Source organism: Breznakia pachnodae (genome assembly GCF_030814225.1).
Taxonomy (GTDB): domain Bacteria; phylum Bacillota_I; class Bacilli_A; order Erysipelotrichales; family Erysipelotrichaceae; genus Breznakia; species Breznakia pachnodae.
Genome location: NZ_JAUSUR010000001.1, coordinates 1,234,155 through 1,250,171 on the forward strand (window position 1 = coordinate 1,234,155; position 16,017 = coordinate 1,250,171).

A 16,017-nucleotide genomic window follows, 5' to 3' on the forward strand; every position below is an offset into this window, starting at 1 on the left:
ATCTGATGATTCATCAGACTTTTATGCTTCAGACAATAGTTTCTTTTTCTTCCATATTCCACTCTTAAAGTATATAAATGCAACTATCCCTGGCAGCAGTTGACAAAGTGCTGCACCCCAGAAATAACTTTGAAGTCCTTGGTCAAATATAGAAAAGAAAATGATACATACAAGAATACGTGATACTCCATCAAGCACTCCTACTACAAACGATAAGTTTGCTGCACCTACTCCGGTTATGATTGCCTTAAAACTATTGGCAATTGATGAGGTTAGACAACCAATGCTGACAATCCTTAGGAATGTTACTCCCATTGCTATAACTTCTTCATTCGTAGTAAATGCTCCTAGTAATATTTCTGGAATACTCCAGAATAACATAAGAATTACAATCCCTAAACTTAGTGAACAAGCTAATGTTGAGTATATAACTCTATTGATTCTTTTGATTTTCTTCGCCCCAAAACTTTGACCAATCATTGCACCTGCTGCATGGTCAACACCCCAGACAAAGACATTCAATAGTTTCTCAATCTTATTGCCTACACTATAAGTTGCACTGGCAACTACACCATAGGTATTTACATTGGATTTCACCCACAACATCGAACCATGTACAGATAATGATCGAATAATTTGTGGTACTCCTAGCTTAACAATTACTCGGCAAGGTTGTTTGTGTATTTTGATAAATTGTCGATTATAACGAACATCAAAATATCGATAAACATAAAGACTTGCAATTATAAACAAGGTTGCTTGTGCTAATACTGTTGCGATTGCTACTCCTGATGCTTCCATGTGCAGATACCCTGTAAAGAACAGGTCACCTACAACATTCATAATCGCTGCACCAATTACAAATAGTAATGGTGCCCTACTCTCACCTTTTGCTCGTAGTAATGCACACAAAGCATTATAACCACAGACAAATGGCATTCCGATTGCTGTAATAATCATATAATCGGTTGCCTGATTCATTGCTTCGCTTGGACAATTCAGCACTTCTAATAACTGAATATGAAAGAGTGCAGCAAACACAATACAAAGAAGTGAAAATCCCATCATGATTGTAAATAAGGTTCCAGCAGTTTCTCTAATCTGCTGATCATTTTTCTGTCCTGCCAACTGTGACATATAGATTTGCCCACCCATACAAAAGGCCATTGATAAAGGTGTCATAAAATCTAGAAATTCACTTCCTGTTGCCACTCCAACCGTTCCAACATTACCAACATATAATCCAATAATAGATAAATCAACTGCTGAATATAGCTGTTGAACCAAATTAGTTAATATCATTGGAAGTGCAAATACTAATAAACCTTTAACTACAGATCCTTCGCTAAGATCTCTTCCTATACTTCTCAACTACTTAACATTCTCCAATTTATAACGTAACGCAGTACCTTGATGAATATTTTTCTTATACATCTTTTGTACTGTTCCATGTCGCTCCATTACGATCTCTTTATCAAAGTTTAAAGGATTATCAATAATCTGATTACATGTATCTAATAGGTACTGCAGAACCGTTGGTGTCTGATCTAACATCCCATGACCTGGAAACACTCCACTCATTTCATCAAATCGAGGTTTTAATTTTACTAACGCATCTCTTAGTGCAGTAACTGTACAAAACTCAGTAAATGGTTCACCTTCAAAGATCCGACCTATTCCAGTTGTATCACCTATAAACATTGTCTTATTATTTAAATCATAGAATCCACATTGCCCTGGTGTATGTCCTGGCAGATGAACTGCCTCTACTTCATATCCATCACCTAAATCAAAGATATGTCCATCCTTTACTCCTACAATCTCATACTCGTGATATTCAATAAGATCATTACGGTCAAACTCAGTATAAATAGGTTTTCCATTTTCATCAAATAAATAATCCCATATCTTATCATTGTTGGTTTTCTTCATTCGTTCTACTTCCGCTTCATGACAATAACAACGTTCAAATTGAGCATTACCATATGCATGATCAAAATGAGCATGGGTATTTACAACAATCAATTTTTTATTCGGAATCAGTTCTTTTATTAATCCTTTTAAATCACCAACTCCAAATCCTGTATCAATTAACATTGCTTTCTTTGGTCCTTCTATTACATACATCCAAGGATCACCAGCACCATCAAGACTTTCACTGTAAAGGCAATATAAGTTATCTCTGAACTTATATACTTCTACATAAGGATTAATCGCAAACTCCTGTTTTAATGTACTATACTCTCTTAATACTTTCATAAACGACCATCGTATTGGATGTTCTTCTTCAAATACAATTCGTTTTGATTTTAAGTTTGATTTTATATATCTTGGTTCTTTCATAGTTACCTTACCTTTCTAAATAGTTGCTTTTTATTAAGTCAATATCTTCATAACTCAATCCAAACTCTTTCATATAGTATTCACTAAATGACTGATATTTATTGATAACACTTTCATACATAGAATCCAGTAGTTCTTCACTAACCATATTACTTTTCAAAAATGCAGTCGTTTGTTTCTCATTATAGTTTTTTGCTTTTGCTCTTATTAATAATCGCTCTTTTCTTCCTTTGTTACTAAGTAAATAGTCCTCTAGAATATACTTTTCGCGAATCCCCAATAGTTTTAAAACAATTGCCACCATTACACCAGTTCGATCTTTACCCGCACTACAATGAAATAAAATACTTTTATCTTCTTTCATTAGTTCAAACACCTCTTTAAGCATTGGATGAAATGGCATTGTTTTATAAGCATCATGAATTACTTTGCTTACATCTAATATTTCTTCACTGGTAATTGCAGCTTCCAACTTTTCTTTATAAAAGAAATCTTCAATGGAATTATATTCACGAATAAATGGCAGATGCAGATAACCAATTCCTTCAACCTTATAACTGTTTGCTTCTACTTCTTCATTACTTCTTAAATCTATAAAGTAATCAAGTTTCATACCTTTTAAATACTGTAACTCTTCATCACTAAACTTATGAATACTTGAAGAACGAAATAACTTACTTTGTTTGATTCTATATCCATCAATGCTTTCTAATCCACTCAGTTCTCTAAAATTATTCATCACACCTCCATAAAGAGAAAGTATCCTATTATTTGCGGAGGATTACTGCTACCACGGATATAGGATACTTTTCTTGTCTATTTAGAAGAAATCATGCTCTTCCTTTTCAAGACAACAATTCACTTGCGTTAGTTGGTTTGAAGCAGATTCAACGATTTCATTTATTACATCTTGAGTAATTTCTTTCTGACAAGAAATTAACTCGAGTAGTAAGGGTAAGTTTATACCACTAAGAAGTGTGATATTCTTGTCACTATATTTAAGAATACGTTTCATGAAGATTTGATTTACACTTCCATATTGAATATCCGTACAGATAATCAAATGTTCATCTTCTGAAACATCTTCAAATATCTGATCGATTTCTTCATCAGAATAACTCTTTCCCTCAACATAGAAACACATTGCATAGATATTATCTTTTGGACCTCCAATTAGTTCCAAAGTATCTTTTAAACCTTCTGCCATCTTTCCATGTGTGGCAATTATTAGTTTCATCAACATTCTTCACCCTTTCTACTATTACTTAATCAACAAATCACTCTGAATGCTTCGCAAATGATTCTGATACTCATTTGTGTTATATAGTGCATCTCGTGTATTTATTAATTCAACTTTTTTATCTACTATCCAGCATTTCAATTCCTCACTGCATAGTGCTTTCACATCTGTTACTCTTGCTTCACCTAATCTAGATTCGCTCATCACATAGTAATCTAAATATCCTGGATGCCATGCCGTTAATGTGATTTCTTTGCTTAGAAGGTCACCTTGATCTTGGGTATAGTAGTTTACAGGACTATATTCACTTCGCTTTGAATATTCATCACTGTAACAAACCTTATATACCGTAGCTGGCTGGTTTGGCATATAGATATTTAAGTCCTTATATTCTTCCCTAGCTTCTATCAAATTACCTTCATAATCAGGTTTACTAAAGAAGTTATATACGATTCCATACTCTTCACAAATCTGTTTTCTGGCACGTTCAAACTCTGTACCATTGTCTTGAATCGTTGCAACATCAGGCACTTTACCTAAATATTTAATACATAATTCCATCTGTGCTTTACATTCTGCATATACCTCATCATACACACACTCAGCTTTTAACTTTTGGTCTTTTCGAAACTTAAACTTTCCTTCTTCATTAACCATAGATGGTATCAGTGATGGATCTAAGATTGGTGCTCCCCAGAAATGAGAATGCCAACCAATACTAATCCAAGGATAGTCTTTTATTCTTTCCAATCCATCAATCGTTCCCGGTGTATCAAACATGATATCTACAGCAGTTACAATTCCATTTTCAATTGCCTCGATTGTTCCATCATTATGAGTCTTGGTATACCCATAATCATCGGCTCTAACTATTAACTTCAAGATGATTCCTTACATTACGCCTAAGAAATTCATTAGAATTCCAAATCCCATAATTAAGAAGATAATCTTTACTACTGATACTTTTTTCTTAACTAACCAATAAACCACAAATAATACTACCAGTGATAATCCATTAGGAAGAATTCCATCTAAAGTTTCCTGAAGTGATACTTCAGCTTCACCAAAGGTAATTGCCAGTGTTGTTGGTGCACTAACTAGTGTTGCTGTTAAACATCCAACCATTGATAATCCCAGAATTGATGCTGCTTTTGTGATTGAGTGTATCAATCCTTTTTCAAATAAATCATTTAAATATTTTGTCCCTACAGTATAACCTGCCTTAATAAGTGGCCATTTAATAACTTGGAAACATCCTCCATAAATTAGTAAGAAGATTAGTGCTCCTAATGGATTTCCTTGCTCTGCAAAGGTAATCCCAATACCTGCCCCAACAACTCTTAATGTAACATGGAAAATCGAATCTCCAATTCCTGCAAGAGGTCCCATAAGCGATGTTTTAATGTTACGAATAACATCACCAGTAACTGGTCCACCTTCTGCTTTCGATTTTTCAAGTGCATACGTAAGTCCCATTAAGAATGTTACTGTACTGGCATGTGAATTAAGAAATTCATTATTTCTTTGCATCGCTTCAATACGTGCTTCTTCATCATCTTTATATACTCGATCAAGTAGTGGAATTAAGGTATAACAGAATCCCATTCCCTGACGTTTGATTGCCTGCATTGACCCATTAATCAAGTTTGATCTGCGCCATATTTGTTTCAGATCTTTTACTTCTTGTGTCGTTAATCCATCTTTTCTCATTCGAAAAAGTCCTCCTCACTTGATGCTGACGCTTTCACTGTTTCATTACTTCTAGCTACGTCAGAGAAGAATACAATTACTGCAACTGCTCCCATAATAACAGCAACTGCCATTGTACCTAAACCAAGATATGCTGCAAGGGCGAATCCAATAAACAGGAATCCTCCTTGTTCTTTATTAAAGATCATACTTAATAAAATTCCTAACCCAACTGCTGGTAACATTTTACTTGCTACTGATAATCCATCCAATACGAAATCTGGTAATACTGCAAATACATTTTGAACTGCATCAGCTCCTAACCACACAGCAAAGAAAATAACGATTGCTTGTACCGTTTTACCAATTGCGAAACGGTAAAGTTGTTGAAGGAAACAGAATTTCTTTGAATCTCCTTCTGCTGCAAATCTATCAAACATATTTACGAAAATACCATGTAATGGAAGAATAATTTGAGGAATACGTGCAGTAACTGTTCCAATTGGAATTGCTAATGCCAATCCAGCTTCCATACTTAATCCACCATGAATAACAAATGCTGTACAAATAATTGTTGATCCAAACGCATCAGCAGGTGCTCCCCCACCAACACTTACAATTCCCATATAGATAGCTTCTAACATACCACCCATAATACAACCAGTTTCCAAATCCCCTAATACCAAACCAACAATTGGTCCAGTAACGATTGGACGTACCAGTGCTTGCCATGAGAATGACTCATCTATAACAAATATTACCCAATATGTAAGGGCAACGATTAATGCAATACCCATAATTTTTTCTCCTTTTTATTTTACTAATTTACTTAAACTTTGCGGAGTTAACGTTGGTGTCATCTGATAATTTGACTCAGGTTTTAACTCAGCAATTTCTTTGAATGCCACTCGTTCTGCTTCATTGATATAGAACGATGTTGATAACATCTCTCTACTTTCTTTATCAGAAAGCATTCCAAAGTTTCCAACATTTACATATGGAACTTCTTCAACTGCTTTTACGATTTCTAAAGCATCAAATGGATTCTTACATAAAACTAAAATATTTAATTTTTCACATCTAGGATCCTTAAGTAACGTAATTGCGTCTTTCACAGTTTTTACAGCTACTTTCACCCCATTAGGTGCAGCCATCTTCAGTGAGATTACACTTACTTCATCAGTAGAAGTTTCATCATTAGCCACAACGATATTTGTAATGTTAAGTTGTGAACACCATGTAACTGCTACTTGTCCATGAATTAATCTTTCATCTACTCTTAAAGCTTTAATCATATAATTCTATCCTTTCTGTTTATGCATAAATCTAAAGTTTTGCCTGTAGTTAATAACGGCCGTGTATCACCACTGGCAACCTTTACATCTACAATATAGCACTCAATTTAAATTTATAAATTCAACTAATTTCGCTAATACTTACGCAATTATTTAATTGCAACACTTAATGCACTAATAAAATTTTCATAATTTGGGTTTGCTAAAATCAAGCTTACAAAGGCTTCATTATTACTGAATTCAGATAAATAAGTCCATAAATTAAAAGCCTTTGGATTATCTTTTTCGACACTAATCAACAATACAATTTTTACGATATTTCCACTGTTGTCCCACAGTAAATCATCCTCCAATATCGCTACTGCAATATGCGTTTTATCGGTCGTTGGATACATTGTATGCGGCATGGCAACACGATTCCCATAATAGGTACCACCCATCATCTCCCGTGCCTGTACCTGTTCAATCAGCTTCTCAGTATCCTCTCCATGAATCGAGTTACATAATGTTTTAATAATGTTTGATTTCCCTTTACTTTTCCCCACATAAAATGATTCACGTTTAAATAACTCTAGTATTTCTTCTTTACTCGTATACCCATCGATTGCCATCATGATATTACGTCGATCTTCATCTCCTGGGAATTGTGATATCTGAAGCACATCACTATCAAAGAAGAAATCATTATCTTCCGTTGTACACACAACGGTATAATCATCAAAATTTACTTGGTCTAAATCATATACATTCACAACATTCAAATCAGAAAACGCATTTCCCATCAAATACTTAATCCGTTCTCTCAGTAATAAGGTTTCACTTCGTTTAAGCGAACTAATTACTAATAACGTATTCTTCTGATCCGTCTTTTTATAAGACTCTAAAGCATTATTAAAATATATCGCAAAATACGAAGTTTCATCTTGAGTTATTTTATAGTTAAACTTTTTCTGTAATTCAAATGAAACAAGCGATGCAATATCAAATGCTAATGGATAGGTATTTCTAATATGAGGAAGTAATGAATTTTTTAATTGAATATCATACTTCAATCTTGTAAGTAATGGAATCATATGTAATGCCAAAGAAATACGAAGTTGAAAATTGTCAATAAAATCAAATCCAAACTTCTGCTTAATCACAATCATACTGTCCAATACAAAATCATCAATCTCTGTAGTAATATAAGATTCCTCATTATAATCTGATTTCCCTTTCAAATACACTGCAAGTTTAATTACTTCATTGTCTACAATTGGAATATTAAAGATCTTTGTACACTTTTTAAAGATTGTTTTCGCTATTTCAATTTCTTCATCCAATTCACTAATTTCTGATATCTTTTCATTCAGATAAAATCCATCATTAATTCTTCTCACAATAATATCCAAATGAACAATAAGATTTTGTAATGCAATATTAGAAATACGATACTTATACTCCGTTAATGTATTTACTAAAATATCTCCTAATTTAGGAGTGTATTCTGACATCTGTCCAATTCCCAAATATTCTGTATAGGTCTGTGACATATCAATATTTTCTTTGATAATACATTTTCTGATTTGCGCTTCGCTAGCGACAATCAGAATTCCTTTGTTACGTTTATTGGCAATCTTTACATCATAACGATCCAACATTTCTTTCGCCAACTTCAAATCCCCAGTTAGAGTTGACTTCGAAACAAATAAGCGATCTGCTAAATGGTCAATTGTGATTCCTTGCTTTGAATTGAAAAGAATAGATACAATACGGTTGATACGATCTTTCTTAGAAGTTAACACCTGAGTCTTTAACACATCATCTACAGCTGCCAATAACTTCTCCATCTCTTTTTCATCTTCTACATTCAATTTACTACCCTTTGATGATATAGAAGTAATACTTAAGAAGTCATAGTTACTTATAACTTTTCTAATCTCACTGATATCATTTTGAATTGATCTAGCACTAACATTATATTTACTAGACAATTCTTTCGCTGATAAATATTCTCCTTTCGAATTATACAAATCAATCAATAACTTTTTCTGTCTCTCACTCATCATGATATTACGATATTTTTCCATAACTTTTGTCCCCTTTATACTGACAATCTAACTTAAGTCTTTTACTCTTATAATATAACATGCACTCCTTATATATAATTCATTCTTTTTCATCAATGGTTGCGCAAAACACTAATTTAAAAAATTAGATGTATGTTCAAAGGTCACACCTTAACTTAATTGATTACTATTTAATTTGCTCAATATGCTATAATAATTTCATAGAAAAATTAAAGGAGAACATATGCCATTTATTAATGTAAAATGTGAAAGTTGTGGTGGAGACGTACAACTTGATGATGCTTTAAAACAAGGATTTTGTATGTATTGTGGATCAAAGATTGTATTTGTGAATGAACAAACCAACACTGGTGGTAAAGATCTAACAAACCTATTGATCTTAGCGAAAACTGCCTATAACAATGCAAACTACGAGGAAACATTGCGCTATGCAAATGAAATATTAGAAGTGAAGTTAGATAATTATGAAGCTTGGGAATTAAAAGGAAAGGCTTCTGGTCATTTATCTACTATTGATAATATTAGAATAAAGGAAACTACATTTGCTTTTGAAAAAGCAATAGAAAATAGTCCTAAGAATAAAAATGAATATAGAGTAGAACTAGCTGAAACTTATAAAGAACTATGTAATGCTGTTATTGATAAATGTACAAATGTGGATACAAATAACTGGACAACACAGTCATCAGAAAAGCTAACTTCAGCAATGGCTTTATTAGCAACTGAAGCAGATAACTTTTTAGGTACTATGAAAAACACAAATGATGAACCGCTTAATAGTGAAGTACTAATACATATGAGTTCCAAACTGTATACAGCAGGAGTATCAATATATAACAATGCGAAAGGATTCCTTAGATTACCAGATTCTCAGAAAACTGGTATCCTTTGGCAAGAATATATCAACAAAAGCAATAGTGCCAGAGCAATGCTGTTAGTTGCAATTGATCATTATCAAACGGATTTTGATAATAAAACAATTGCACTAAAAGAATTAATCGATATTAACTCAGATATGATATATTCAGGAAGTTATGAATATAAAATTAACAGGAAAACCAAAGAAGGAGAATATGTAAAAGATAAAACCCTTCCACACGCGGAAATGTCAGCATTGGTCAGTGAAAACAAAGAACTAAGAGCACAAATTAAACAGGTAGACTATGATAAAGTTGATCTTGCGAATCAAAACTTTCAAAAATATCGTGAGGAACATGCTGCTGAATATGAACGATTGGTTGCTGAGCATAAAGCTATTAATGCAGAATTAGATGAGATATCTGATATGCCTGGTTTTCTAATTGGAGATAAAGCCAAGAAGAAAAAAGAACTAAAAAAAGATGCAGAAAGAAGATTTGATGCGATTAGAGAATTATTAAAACCATTTGGTGGAGTTCGAAGATTAGATTAATTAATTATTCTTAAATTATTTAGAATAGAACAGTCAAAAAGGGGAAGTCGATTCCCCTTTTTGTTTGATTATTAATACTACAGGATAAATTAATTAGTAACCCATTGCCGCTTTAACCTCAACAGCTTTTTGTTTTGATGTTAACATTTCTAGTAATTGAAAGGCTACATCAACAGCAGTTTTTGGACAAGAGGAAGTTATTATATTGTCATCAACAACCAGCCATTCATCGCCCAAGATAACCCCATAATCTGCTAACTCATTTCTTTTATATCCACCTCTAAGATGATATGTGGTAGCTTTTTTATCTTTTAAAATTCCACTTTTAGCTAAAGGAAAAGCAGCTACACATACGGAAGCAATTATTTTTTGCTTTTGATTAAAGTCTTGAATCAGTTTTAATGTCTTTTCATTATAAGCTTCATTATAAAATCCATACTCTTCAAACCCACCTGGGATTGCTAGAGCATCATAATCATCAATTACCACATCATCAATTAAGATATCTGTCTCTATAGAAACCCCAAATGTACTTTTTACTATGTTAGTATAACCACAAATATCAACTTCAATATCACAGTCATAGTCATCACGAGCCCAACCCATTACATCAATAAAGGGACTTAATTCCATTGTTTCAAATGCGTTTAAACATAAAAGTAGAATTTTCATATTAACATCCTTTCACTGTAGTAGTTTATATAGAAGTATTATAGCGATATTTAAGTATTCAAACAATAGTCAAATTTGACATGAAGTATTTAAATCAAGTTGACACATCATCTTATTTTTGATAATTTATATATATAGCGATATATAAGTAACTATTAAGTAAGGTGGTGCGAAAAATGAATATGAAAGAAACAATTGCTATTAATGCCAGAAAACAATTTGATAAACATGGCTATCATGGTGCGGCATTACGTGAGGTTTGCGAAATGTCAAACTGTAAAATGCCAACGCTTTACTACTATTATAAAAACAAGGAAATCTTATATGATTGTGTTGTGGGTGAAGCATTTATTGAATTAGTATCGCGTCTATGGGAACAGTTGCCTACCAATGTGGATATAAAAGAATACTCTACATTGATGGTTATTCAAAAGAAACACCTTACTGAAGATGAACGTATCATTTATCGATTAGCCATGAAAACCTGGCTTGGATTTGAGGAATGTGGACAGTGTAGAGAAAGATTATTGGACTGGGAGCAGACTACTTATGATAATAGTTGGAAACAATATCAAGACATTGTCGGATCAAAACAATGGGCAAAATTTATTAGTCGATCAATCACATCAATTATCCAACGGATTATTCTCTTAAATGAGGAGATATCTGATAATGAAATACGTGAAGAAATTATAATGATTTTTGAAGTTGCATCAAGTTCAAAAGATAAAATTAGAAAGGAGTAACCATATGGATACTATAAATATAAAACTTAAAACAATAGATGATAAAGCAATGTTCAGCGCTACAGCACGTGATAATCCTGAATTAATAATAGATTATTTTCCACCTGTTGGTACTGGAAATGGCTATACTTCTCTCGAGTTACTTATGGCAAGTTTTGCTTCATGTGTCAGCACAACTATCTTAAGCCTTTTACGTCATAAAATGCAGAAAACAGTAGATGGCATTTCAATAAATGTTAATGGGACTGTTCGTGAACGTCATCCAAAGGCATTGGAGCACATGCATGTCGACTTAAACATAAAAGCTAATAATTTATCTGAAGATGATGTACAACATGCACTAAAAATTTCAGAGGAATCATTTTGTCCAGTTTGGTCAATGATTAAAGGTAATGTAACAATAGATTTTGATGTATCTATTTCATAATCTAAAATAACGTATTAATATAATTGAAGAAACCGTATAAGCAAATATAAACTTATACGGTTTTATATTATCTGTCATATAAATTCATAATAGATGATCACGCATAATATATAATTATTTTTTTATTTGTAAGAAATTAGAAAAAGAACACTCACTAATAGAATGTTCTTTATAAGATATTGGTTATTGTTATATTTTTGACTTCTTTCGTCTAACTCCATATAAAACTATAAGCAATGAAATACCTGCCATTCCTATATACCATGCATTATTAGTATCATCACCAGTCTGAACACTCTGACTAATACTTATACCGTCTTTTGTAGCAGTACTAGGATTAACGATAAAAGATAAAGGTGATTTACGATAGTAAACTTTCAATACTAGACTTCCATCTTCTACTATCACTCCACTTATTTTGGTTCCATTTACTGAATTTGTATATACATAACCATTATATGTCTTTATATTCGCATTCACTACTGAACCAATTGTTCCTGAGAAGTTGTCTGTATCTTTTAGTGTGTAAGATCCATTTGGTTGTTGCAAGTAATATTCTACTCTATATGCCGCAGTTTCATTTACACTTACATTTGCTTTGTAATAAAGTTTTAATGTTAGACTTCCATCACTTACTATAATACCACTTACTTTCGTTCCAGTTATTGTACTGTCATATGTATATCCTTCATATGTCTTTGTAATTGCAGTTACTGTTTTTCCAATTTCCCCTGTAAGATTTTCTGTATCTTTTAATGTAACTAATCCATCTGTTTGTTTTTAAATAATGTTCTACTTTATATGAGGCATTCTTATTTACTACTATATTTGCTTTATAATAAAGTTTTAACGTTAAACTTCCATCACCTGCTACAGTACCACTTACTTTTGTTCCACTTATTGTACTGTCATATGTGTAACCTGTATATGTTTTTGGAGAAGCATTCACTGTAGCATTAATTAAGCCAGACAAAGTCTCTGTGTCTTTTAATTTATAAGTACCATCGGTTTGCTCTTGATAATGTTCTACTTTATAATTTGCAGTTGTAACTTTTGGAGTCCATTTTGCATATAATGTCATGTCTCTAGTTATCGCAGTATTGAAATCCCACTGTTGTGATAATGCACTATCCTCATACCATCCTTCAAAATCAAAATCAGTTTTTGTTGGTATTGCTGGCATTGTAGCTAATGCGTCTTTTCTAACAACTTCATCTGCTACTGCACTACCGCCGTTCGAATTATAAGAAACAGTGAAGTACTCTGCCAATGGAACAATTGCATTTCCAGAAAGCGTTCTAGTTCCATCTCCACCAGGATTGACAACCTCAGAAAAATCGAAACTTACTTGTTGTGGAACAACACCACTAAAATTCCATGTGATTTTGCTATTGTCAGGTGAAACAGTACCACCATCTGAAATGTTTGTAGGCATTACAAAATTACCATTCACTTTAATTGGATTATCAATCACAACTTGATTATTTGAAATACTTACTTCTGATAATTCTACTGCTTGGTTATTAAAGTAAGCAAAATGGCTAAAGTCTTTAACTATATCATACATCTCAGGACTAATCTGAGAAATCTTATTACCATCTGCCATGATGTTAAATAGATTTATATTCTCTTCAATTGGTGAAAGATCAGTTATTTTGTTATTTGAAAATTGAAGGGTTCCCAATGTTTGTGTTCCTCTTAACGGCTCTAGACTTTCTACCTGGTTATCAGCAAAATATAGTCGATATATTGAAGGCATATTTTCTACTGGAGTAAGATCACTTACATTATTATATCCAAGATTTAAATCCCACATACCTGTCATATCTTTCAATGGCTCAATATCTGAAATATTATTTGTACGCAAGTTTAGCATTGTTATCGATGTTAGATCTGCGATTGGTGATAAATCACTAATTTTATTATTGTTTAATGTCAAAATTGTTAAATTAGGTAAATTAGCACCTTCTAATGTTGCCAGTACATCATCTGTAATTCCATTATTACTCGCGTCAATTTTTGTAAGCTGTGTCATATTTTTCAAAGGTGTAAAATCTTGAATATTTGCTCCAATTAACTGAACCGTATGAATTTTAGTTAATCGATCAATACCTGTTAAATCCTTGGCTCTTCCATTCACATTACTGCACGCAAGTGTAGCATTATAATAATTCGCTGCATCTTCTATTGGAGTGTCTTCAGTAAATCCTTTCCCATAAGCATTGTTGATAACACACGCTTTTAATACATCGTCTGCGAATACATCGCCAATGGTATCACCTGCAGCATTCATTGATGTATTTCCTCCTGCTATAATACTAATTCCAATCATTATTACGATAAGCATATTTATATATTTTTTCATGTTCTCTCCTTACTTATTGAATTTTAATATTAAGTTCATTCCCAGCATTATCCTTAACAAATAATTCATGGGTAGAATAATTATTGTCATTTTGAATAATAAGTTTACTATTCTCTATATCCATTACATATTCATTCGCCAGTACACCATTTTTGTAATGAGTAATGCTTCCCCAGTCAATTCCTGAAAGATCATCGCTCAATAAAATAACAAATGTATCACCTTCTGTAGTACCTGTAGCAACTGGACTATTTCGATCAAACATTGTGACTGTAATCTCTTTCTCATCAATTGTATCGTTATCTTTTAATAGTTTAACAACGTATGTTCCATTGTTATCAATTTGAAGTGTCTCTATTTCATTTACTAGAATCTTATCGAAATTACTATTGGTCGTTGTAACATCAATATCGAGAACTGAGTTTCTCCAATTTGGATCATAATTAATATCTTCTATTTTTGCTACTGGAATTTCAGGTAACATCTCTTCCATTGGCGGTGGATCAAATGTAATATTTTTTTCTTCAACATTATTATTTTTGCTCAACAAAATACCACCACCTAAAACAGTAGCAGTTGTTAATCCTCCAATAATAACTTTTGATAAAAAGGTAATTCCTCCTGCAGCTGATGTCGCAGTGGCTGCCCCACCACCGATTGCAATCAGTAAGATACGTTCTGCAGATGCTTCGTTTATTCCTAATTCATATCTTTGAAAAAGTAACTCATATGCCTCATACATTAATGCAGGTGTAAGTATTGCAAATCCATAATTATTATGGATTCCATGCTTTTCCAAATCGATTCTTAGTATCTTTTTTATTTTCACTAGTCTAGTTCCAATTGTGCTTTTGGGAACATCAAGAATTTCTGATATTTCCTCAATTTTCAGTTCCTCAAAAAACCTAAGTACACCAACCATTCGCAACTGATCACTCATACCATCTAGAGAACTCATGATCACTTCTTTTATTCTTTCATTTTCAATCTTATCAACAATATCTACTTTCTTCGTATCTGCAAAATCTTCAACTTGAACATCATCTGATAATTCATACACTACTAACTTTCTTCGATTACGGTTTTGACATATCCGATATGTTAAAACATGCAACCAAGAACTAAATGCTTTCGGTGTTTTTAATGTATGAATTTGTTTGTGTACTTTAATAAATACTTCCTGTACAACATCTTTTGCTGTATCTTCATTTTTAAAGTATTGAACCCCCATAAAGTACACTCGTTTATAGAAAGTTCTATAAATTTCTGAAAATGCTTCAGTATCGCCTTGCATGGCCTTAGAAATCGTTTCTTCTGAAACCGTATTAGGTTCATTCAAAACTACATGCCCTCCTTTCTAATCTTTGCCTCCCTGTGTCCATTAATGTTTTATATCGCTCAGCTTATTCACCATAAATTAACACTAATAGAGTCATACTTATATTTTATTGATACCAGACTATTATTAAGACACAATAAGAAAATATTTTTTCGGTTCTTTTATGATTTTGTCATTTTAAATTGTTTTTCAAATAATAATTGATATTCATTTAAATATAATTTTACTTCATTTCAAACATAAAACGTCAAACAATAAATACATTGTTAGACGCCAGTATAGTATAAATATGTCTGCCTACCTATATCTTAGTCGTAATAAAATATCATATCGTTCACTTATTATTTCATCTTAGCAATAAATATTTATCTTTTTCACTGTAACCATAGATATAAAAGAGTATTAAATATATATGTCGAAC

General features: G+C 32.5%; 16 protein-coding genes. 3 read left to right on the forward strand and 13 right to left on the reverse strand.

What is annotated here, in order from left to right:
* Nucleotides 1-21: 21 nt before the first annotated feature.
* The 9 genes from J2S15_RS05795 to J2S15_RS05835 form a co-directional block, all read right to left on the reverse strand.
* On the reverse strand, nucleotides 22-1,371 hold the full coding sequence (locus tag J2S15_RS05795) for an MATE family efflux transporter (RefSeq protein WP_307406324.1): 1,350 nt from the start codon (nucleotides 1,369-1,371) through the stop codon (nucleotides 22-24).
* Entirely contained in the window at nucleotides 1,372-2,343 is a 972-nt protein-coding gene (locus J2S15_RS05800; RefSeq protein WP_307406325.1) for an MBL fold metallo-hydrolase, read from the reverse strand.
* Between the two features lie 7 nt (nucleotides 2,344-2,350).
* Complete coding sequence (locus tag J2S15_RS05805) at nucleotides 2,351-3,082, reverse strand: tyrosine-protein phosphatase (protein ID WP_307406327.1); 732 nt, start codon at nucleotides 3,080-3,082, stop codon at nucleotides 2,351-2,353.
* A gap of 81 nt (nucleotides 3,083-3,163) precedes the next feature.
* Nucleotides 3,164-3,580 (reverse strand): PTS sugar transporter subunit IIA, encoded by a 417-nt coding sequence (locus tag J2S15_RS05810; RefSeq protein WP_307406329.1) that lies wholly within the window; start codon nucleotides 3,578-3,580, stop codon nucleotides 3,164-3,166.
* A 24-nt stretch (nucleotides 3,581-3,604) separates the two neighbouring features.
* Complete coding sequence (locus tag J2S15_RS05815; RefSeq protein ID WP_307406331.1) at nucleotides 3,605-4,465, reverse strand: ChbG/HpnK family deacetylase; 861 nt, start codon at nucleotides 4,463-4,465, stop codon at nucleotides 3,605-3,607.
* A 9-nt stretch (nucleotides 4,466-4,474) separates the two neighbouring features.
* Nucleotides 4,475-5,293 carry a PTS system mannose/fructose/sorbose family transporter subunit IID gene (locus J2S15_RS05820; protein WP_307406333.1) on the reverse strand — a complete coding sequence of 273 codons (819 nt, stop codon included), beginning with the start codon at nucleotides 5,291-5,293 and terminating at the stop codon, nucleotides 4,475-4,477.
* Nucleotides 5,290-6,069, reverse strand: coding sequence for a PTS mannose/fructose/sorbose/N-acetylgalactosamine transporter subunit IIC (locus J2S15_RS05825; protein ID WP_307406335.1), 780 nt, complete (start codon nucleotides 6,067-6,069; stop codon nucleotides 5,290-5,292). Before J2S15_RS05825 ends, J2S15_RS05820 begins: the two co-directional genes overlap by 4 nt.
* A gap of 15 nt (nucleotides 6,070-6,084) precedes the next feature.
* Nucleotides 6,085-6,567, reverse strand: a complete 483-nt coding sequence (locus J2S15_RS05830) for a PTS sugar transporter subunit IIB (RefSeq protein WP_307406336.1) — start codon at nucleotides 6,565-6,567, stop codon at nucleotides 6,085-6,087.
* Nucleotides 6,568-6,716: 149 nt separating this feature from the next.
* A complete protein-coding gene (locus tag J2S15_RS05835) occupies nucleotides 6,717-8,636 on the reverse strand; it encodes a BglG family transcription antiterminator (RefSeq protein WP_307406338.1) in 1,920 nt (639 codons plus the stop codon).
* Between the two features lie 223 nt (nucleotides 8,637-8,859).
* Between J2S15_RS05835 and J2S15_RS05840 the strand changes: the two genes are divergently transcribed.
* Nucleotides 8,860-10,047 carry a TFIIB-type zinc ribbon-containing protein gene (locus J2S15_RS05840; RefSeq protein WP_307406340.1) on the forward strand — a complete coding sequence of 396 codons (1,188 nt, stop codon included), beginning with the start codon at nucleotides 8,860-8,862 and terminating at the stop codon, nucleotides 10,045-10,047.
* 93 nt (nucleotides 10,048-10,140) lie between these two features.
* Here the strand turns inward: J2S15_RS05840 and J2S15_RS05845 are convergent, their stop codons facing one another.
* Nucleotides 10,141-10,719, reverse strand: a complete 579-nt coding sequence (locus tag J2S15_RS05845) for a DJ-1/PfpI family protein (RefSeq protein ID WP_307406341.1) — start codon at nucleotides 10,717-10,719, stop codon at nucleotides 10,141-10,143.
* Between the two features lie 176 nt (nucleotides 10,720-10,895).
* On the opposite strand from J2S15_RS05845, the gene J2S15_RS05850 reads away from it, so the two are divergent.
* Complete coding sequence (locus tag J2S15_RS05850; RefSeq protein WP_307406343.1) at nucleotides 10,896-11,465, forward strand: TetR/AcrR family transcriptional regulator; 570 nt, start codon at nucleotides 10,896-10,898, stop codon at nucleotides 11,463-11,465.
* A 4-nt stretch (nucleotides 11,466-11,469) separates the two neighbouring features.
* Nucleotides 11,470-11,892: an OsmC family protein gene (locus J2S15_RS05855; RefSeq protein WP_307406345.1), complete on the forward strand. Its 423-nt coding sequence runs from the start codon at nucleotides 11,470-11,472 to the stop codon at nucleotides 11,890-11,892.
* Between the two features lie 189 nt (nucleotides 11,893-12,081).
* Here the strand turns inward: J2S15_RS05855 and J2S15_RS05860 are convergent, their stop codons facing one another.
* The 3 genes from J2S15_RS05860 to J2S15_RS05870 form a co-directional block, all read right to left on the reverse strand.
* The gene (locus J2S15_RS05860) at nucleotides 12,082-12,441 is read right to left on the reverse strand and encodes an LPXTG cell wall anchor domain-containing protein (RefSeq protein WP_307406347.1); all 360 of its coding nucleotides are present in this window, start codon (nucleotides 12,439-12,441) and stop codon (nucleotides 12,082-12,084) included.
* A gap of 139 nt (nucleotides 12,442-12,580) precedes the next feature.
* Complete coding sequence (locus J2S15_RS05865; RefSeq protein ID WP_307406348.1) at nucleotides 12,581-14,257, reverse strand: InlB B-repeat-containing protein; 1,677 nt, start codon at nucleotides 14,255-14,257, stop codon at nucleotides 12,581-12,583.
* A 13-nt stretch (nucleotides 14,258-14,270) separates the two neighbouring features.
* Nucleotides 14,271-15,596: an RNA polymerase sigma factor gene (locus J2S15_RS05870; RefSeq protein ID WP_307406349.1), complete on the reverse strand. Its 1,326-nt coding sequence runs from the start codon at nucleotides 15,594-15,596 to the stop codon at nucleotides 14,271-14,273.
* Between the last annotated feature and the right edge of the window lie 421 nt (nucleotides 15,597-16,017).

What these genes read in the sequence shown, in the direction of transcription:
- J2S15_RS05800 (WP_307406325.1), bottom strand. Translation starts at nt 2,343, where the DNA reads ATGAAAGAACCAAGATATATAAAATCAAACTTAAAATCAAAACGAATT.
- J2S15_RS05805 (WP_307406327.1), bottom strand. Translation starts at nt 3,082, where the DNA reads ATGAATAATTTTAGAGAACTGAGTGGATTAGAAAGCATTGATGGATAT.
- J2S15_RS05810 (WP_307406329.1), bottom strand. Translation starts at nt 3,580, where the DNA reads ATGAAACTAATAATTGCCACACATGGAAAGATGGCAGAAGGTTTAAAA.
- J2S15_RS05820 (WP_307406333.1), bottom strand. Translation starts at nt 5,293, where the DNA reads ATGAGAAAAGATGGATTAACGACACAAGAAGTAAAAGATCTGAAACAA.
- J2S15_RS05825 (WP_307406335.1), bottom strand. Translation starts at nt 6,069, where the DNA reads ATGGGTATTGCATTAATCGTTGCCCTTACATATTGGGTAATATTTGTT.
- J2S15_RS05830 (WP_307406336.1), bottom strand. Translation starts at nt 6,567, where the DNA reads ATGATTAAAGCTTTAAGAGTAGATGAAAGATTAATTCATGGACAAGTA.
- J2S15_RS05835 (WP_307406338.1), bottom strand. Translation starts at nt 8,636, where the DNA reads ATGGAAAAATATCGTAATATCATGATGAGTGAGAGACAGAAAAAGTTA.
- J2S15_RS05840 (WP_307406340.1), top strand. Translation starts at nt 8,860, where the DNA reads ATGCCATTTATTAATGTAAAATGTGAAAGTTGTGGTGGAGACGTACAA.
- J2S15_RS05845 (WP_307406341.1), bottom strand. Translation starts at nt 10,719, where the DNA reads ATGAAAATTCTACTTTTATGTTTAAACGCATTTGAAACAATGGAATTA.
- J2S15_RS05850 (WP_307406343.1), top strand. Translation starts at nt 10,896, where the DNA reads ATGAATATGAAAGAAACAATTGCTATTAATGCCAGAAAACAATTTGAT.
- J2S15_RS05855 (WP_307406345.1), top strand. Translation starts at nt 11,470, where the DNA reads ATGGATACTATAAATATAAAACTTAAAACAATAGATGATAAAGCAATG.
- J2S15_RS05865 (WP_307406348.1), bottom strand. Translation starts at nt 14,257, where the DNA reads ATGAAAAAATATATAAATATGCTTATCGTAATAATGATTGGAATTAGT.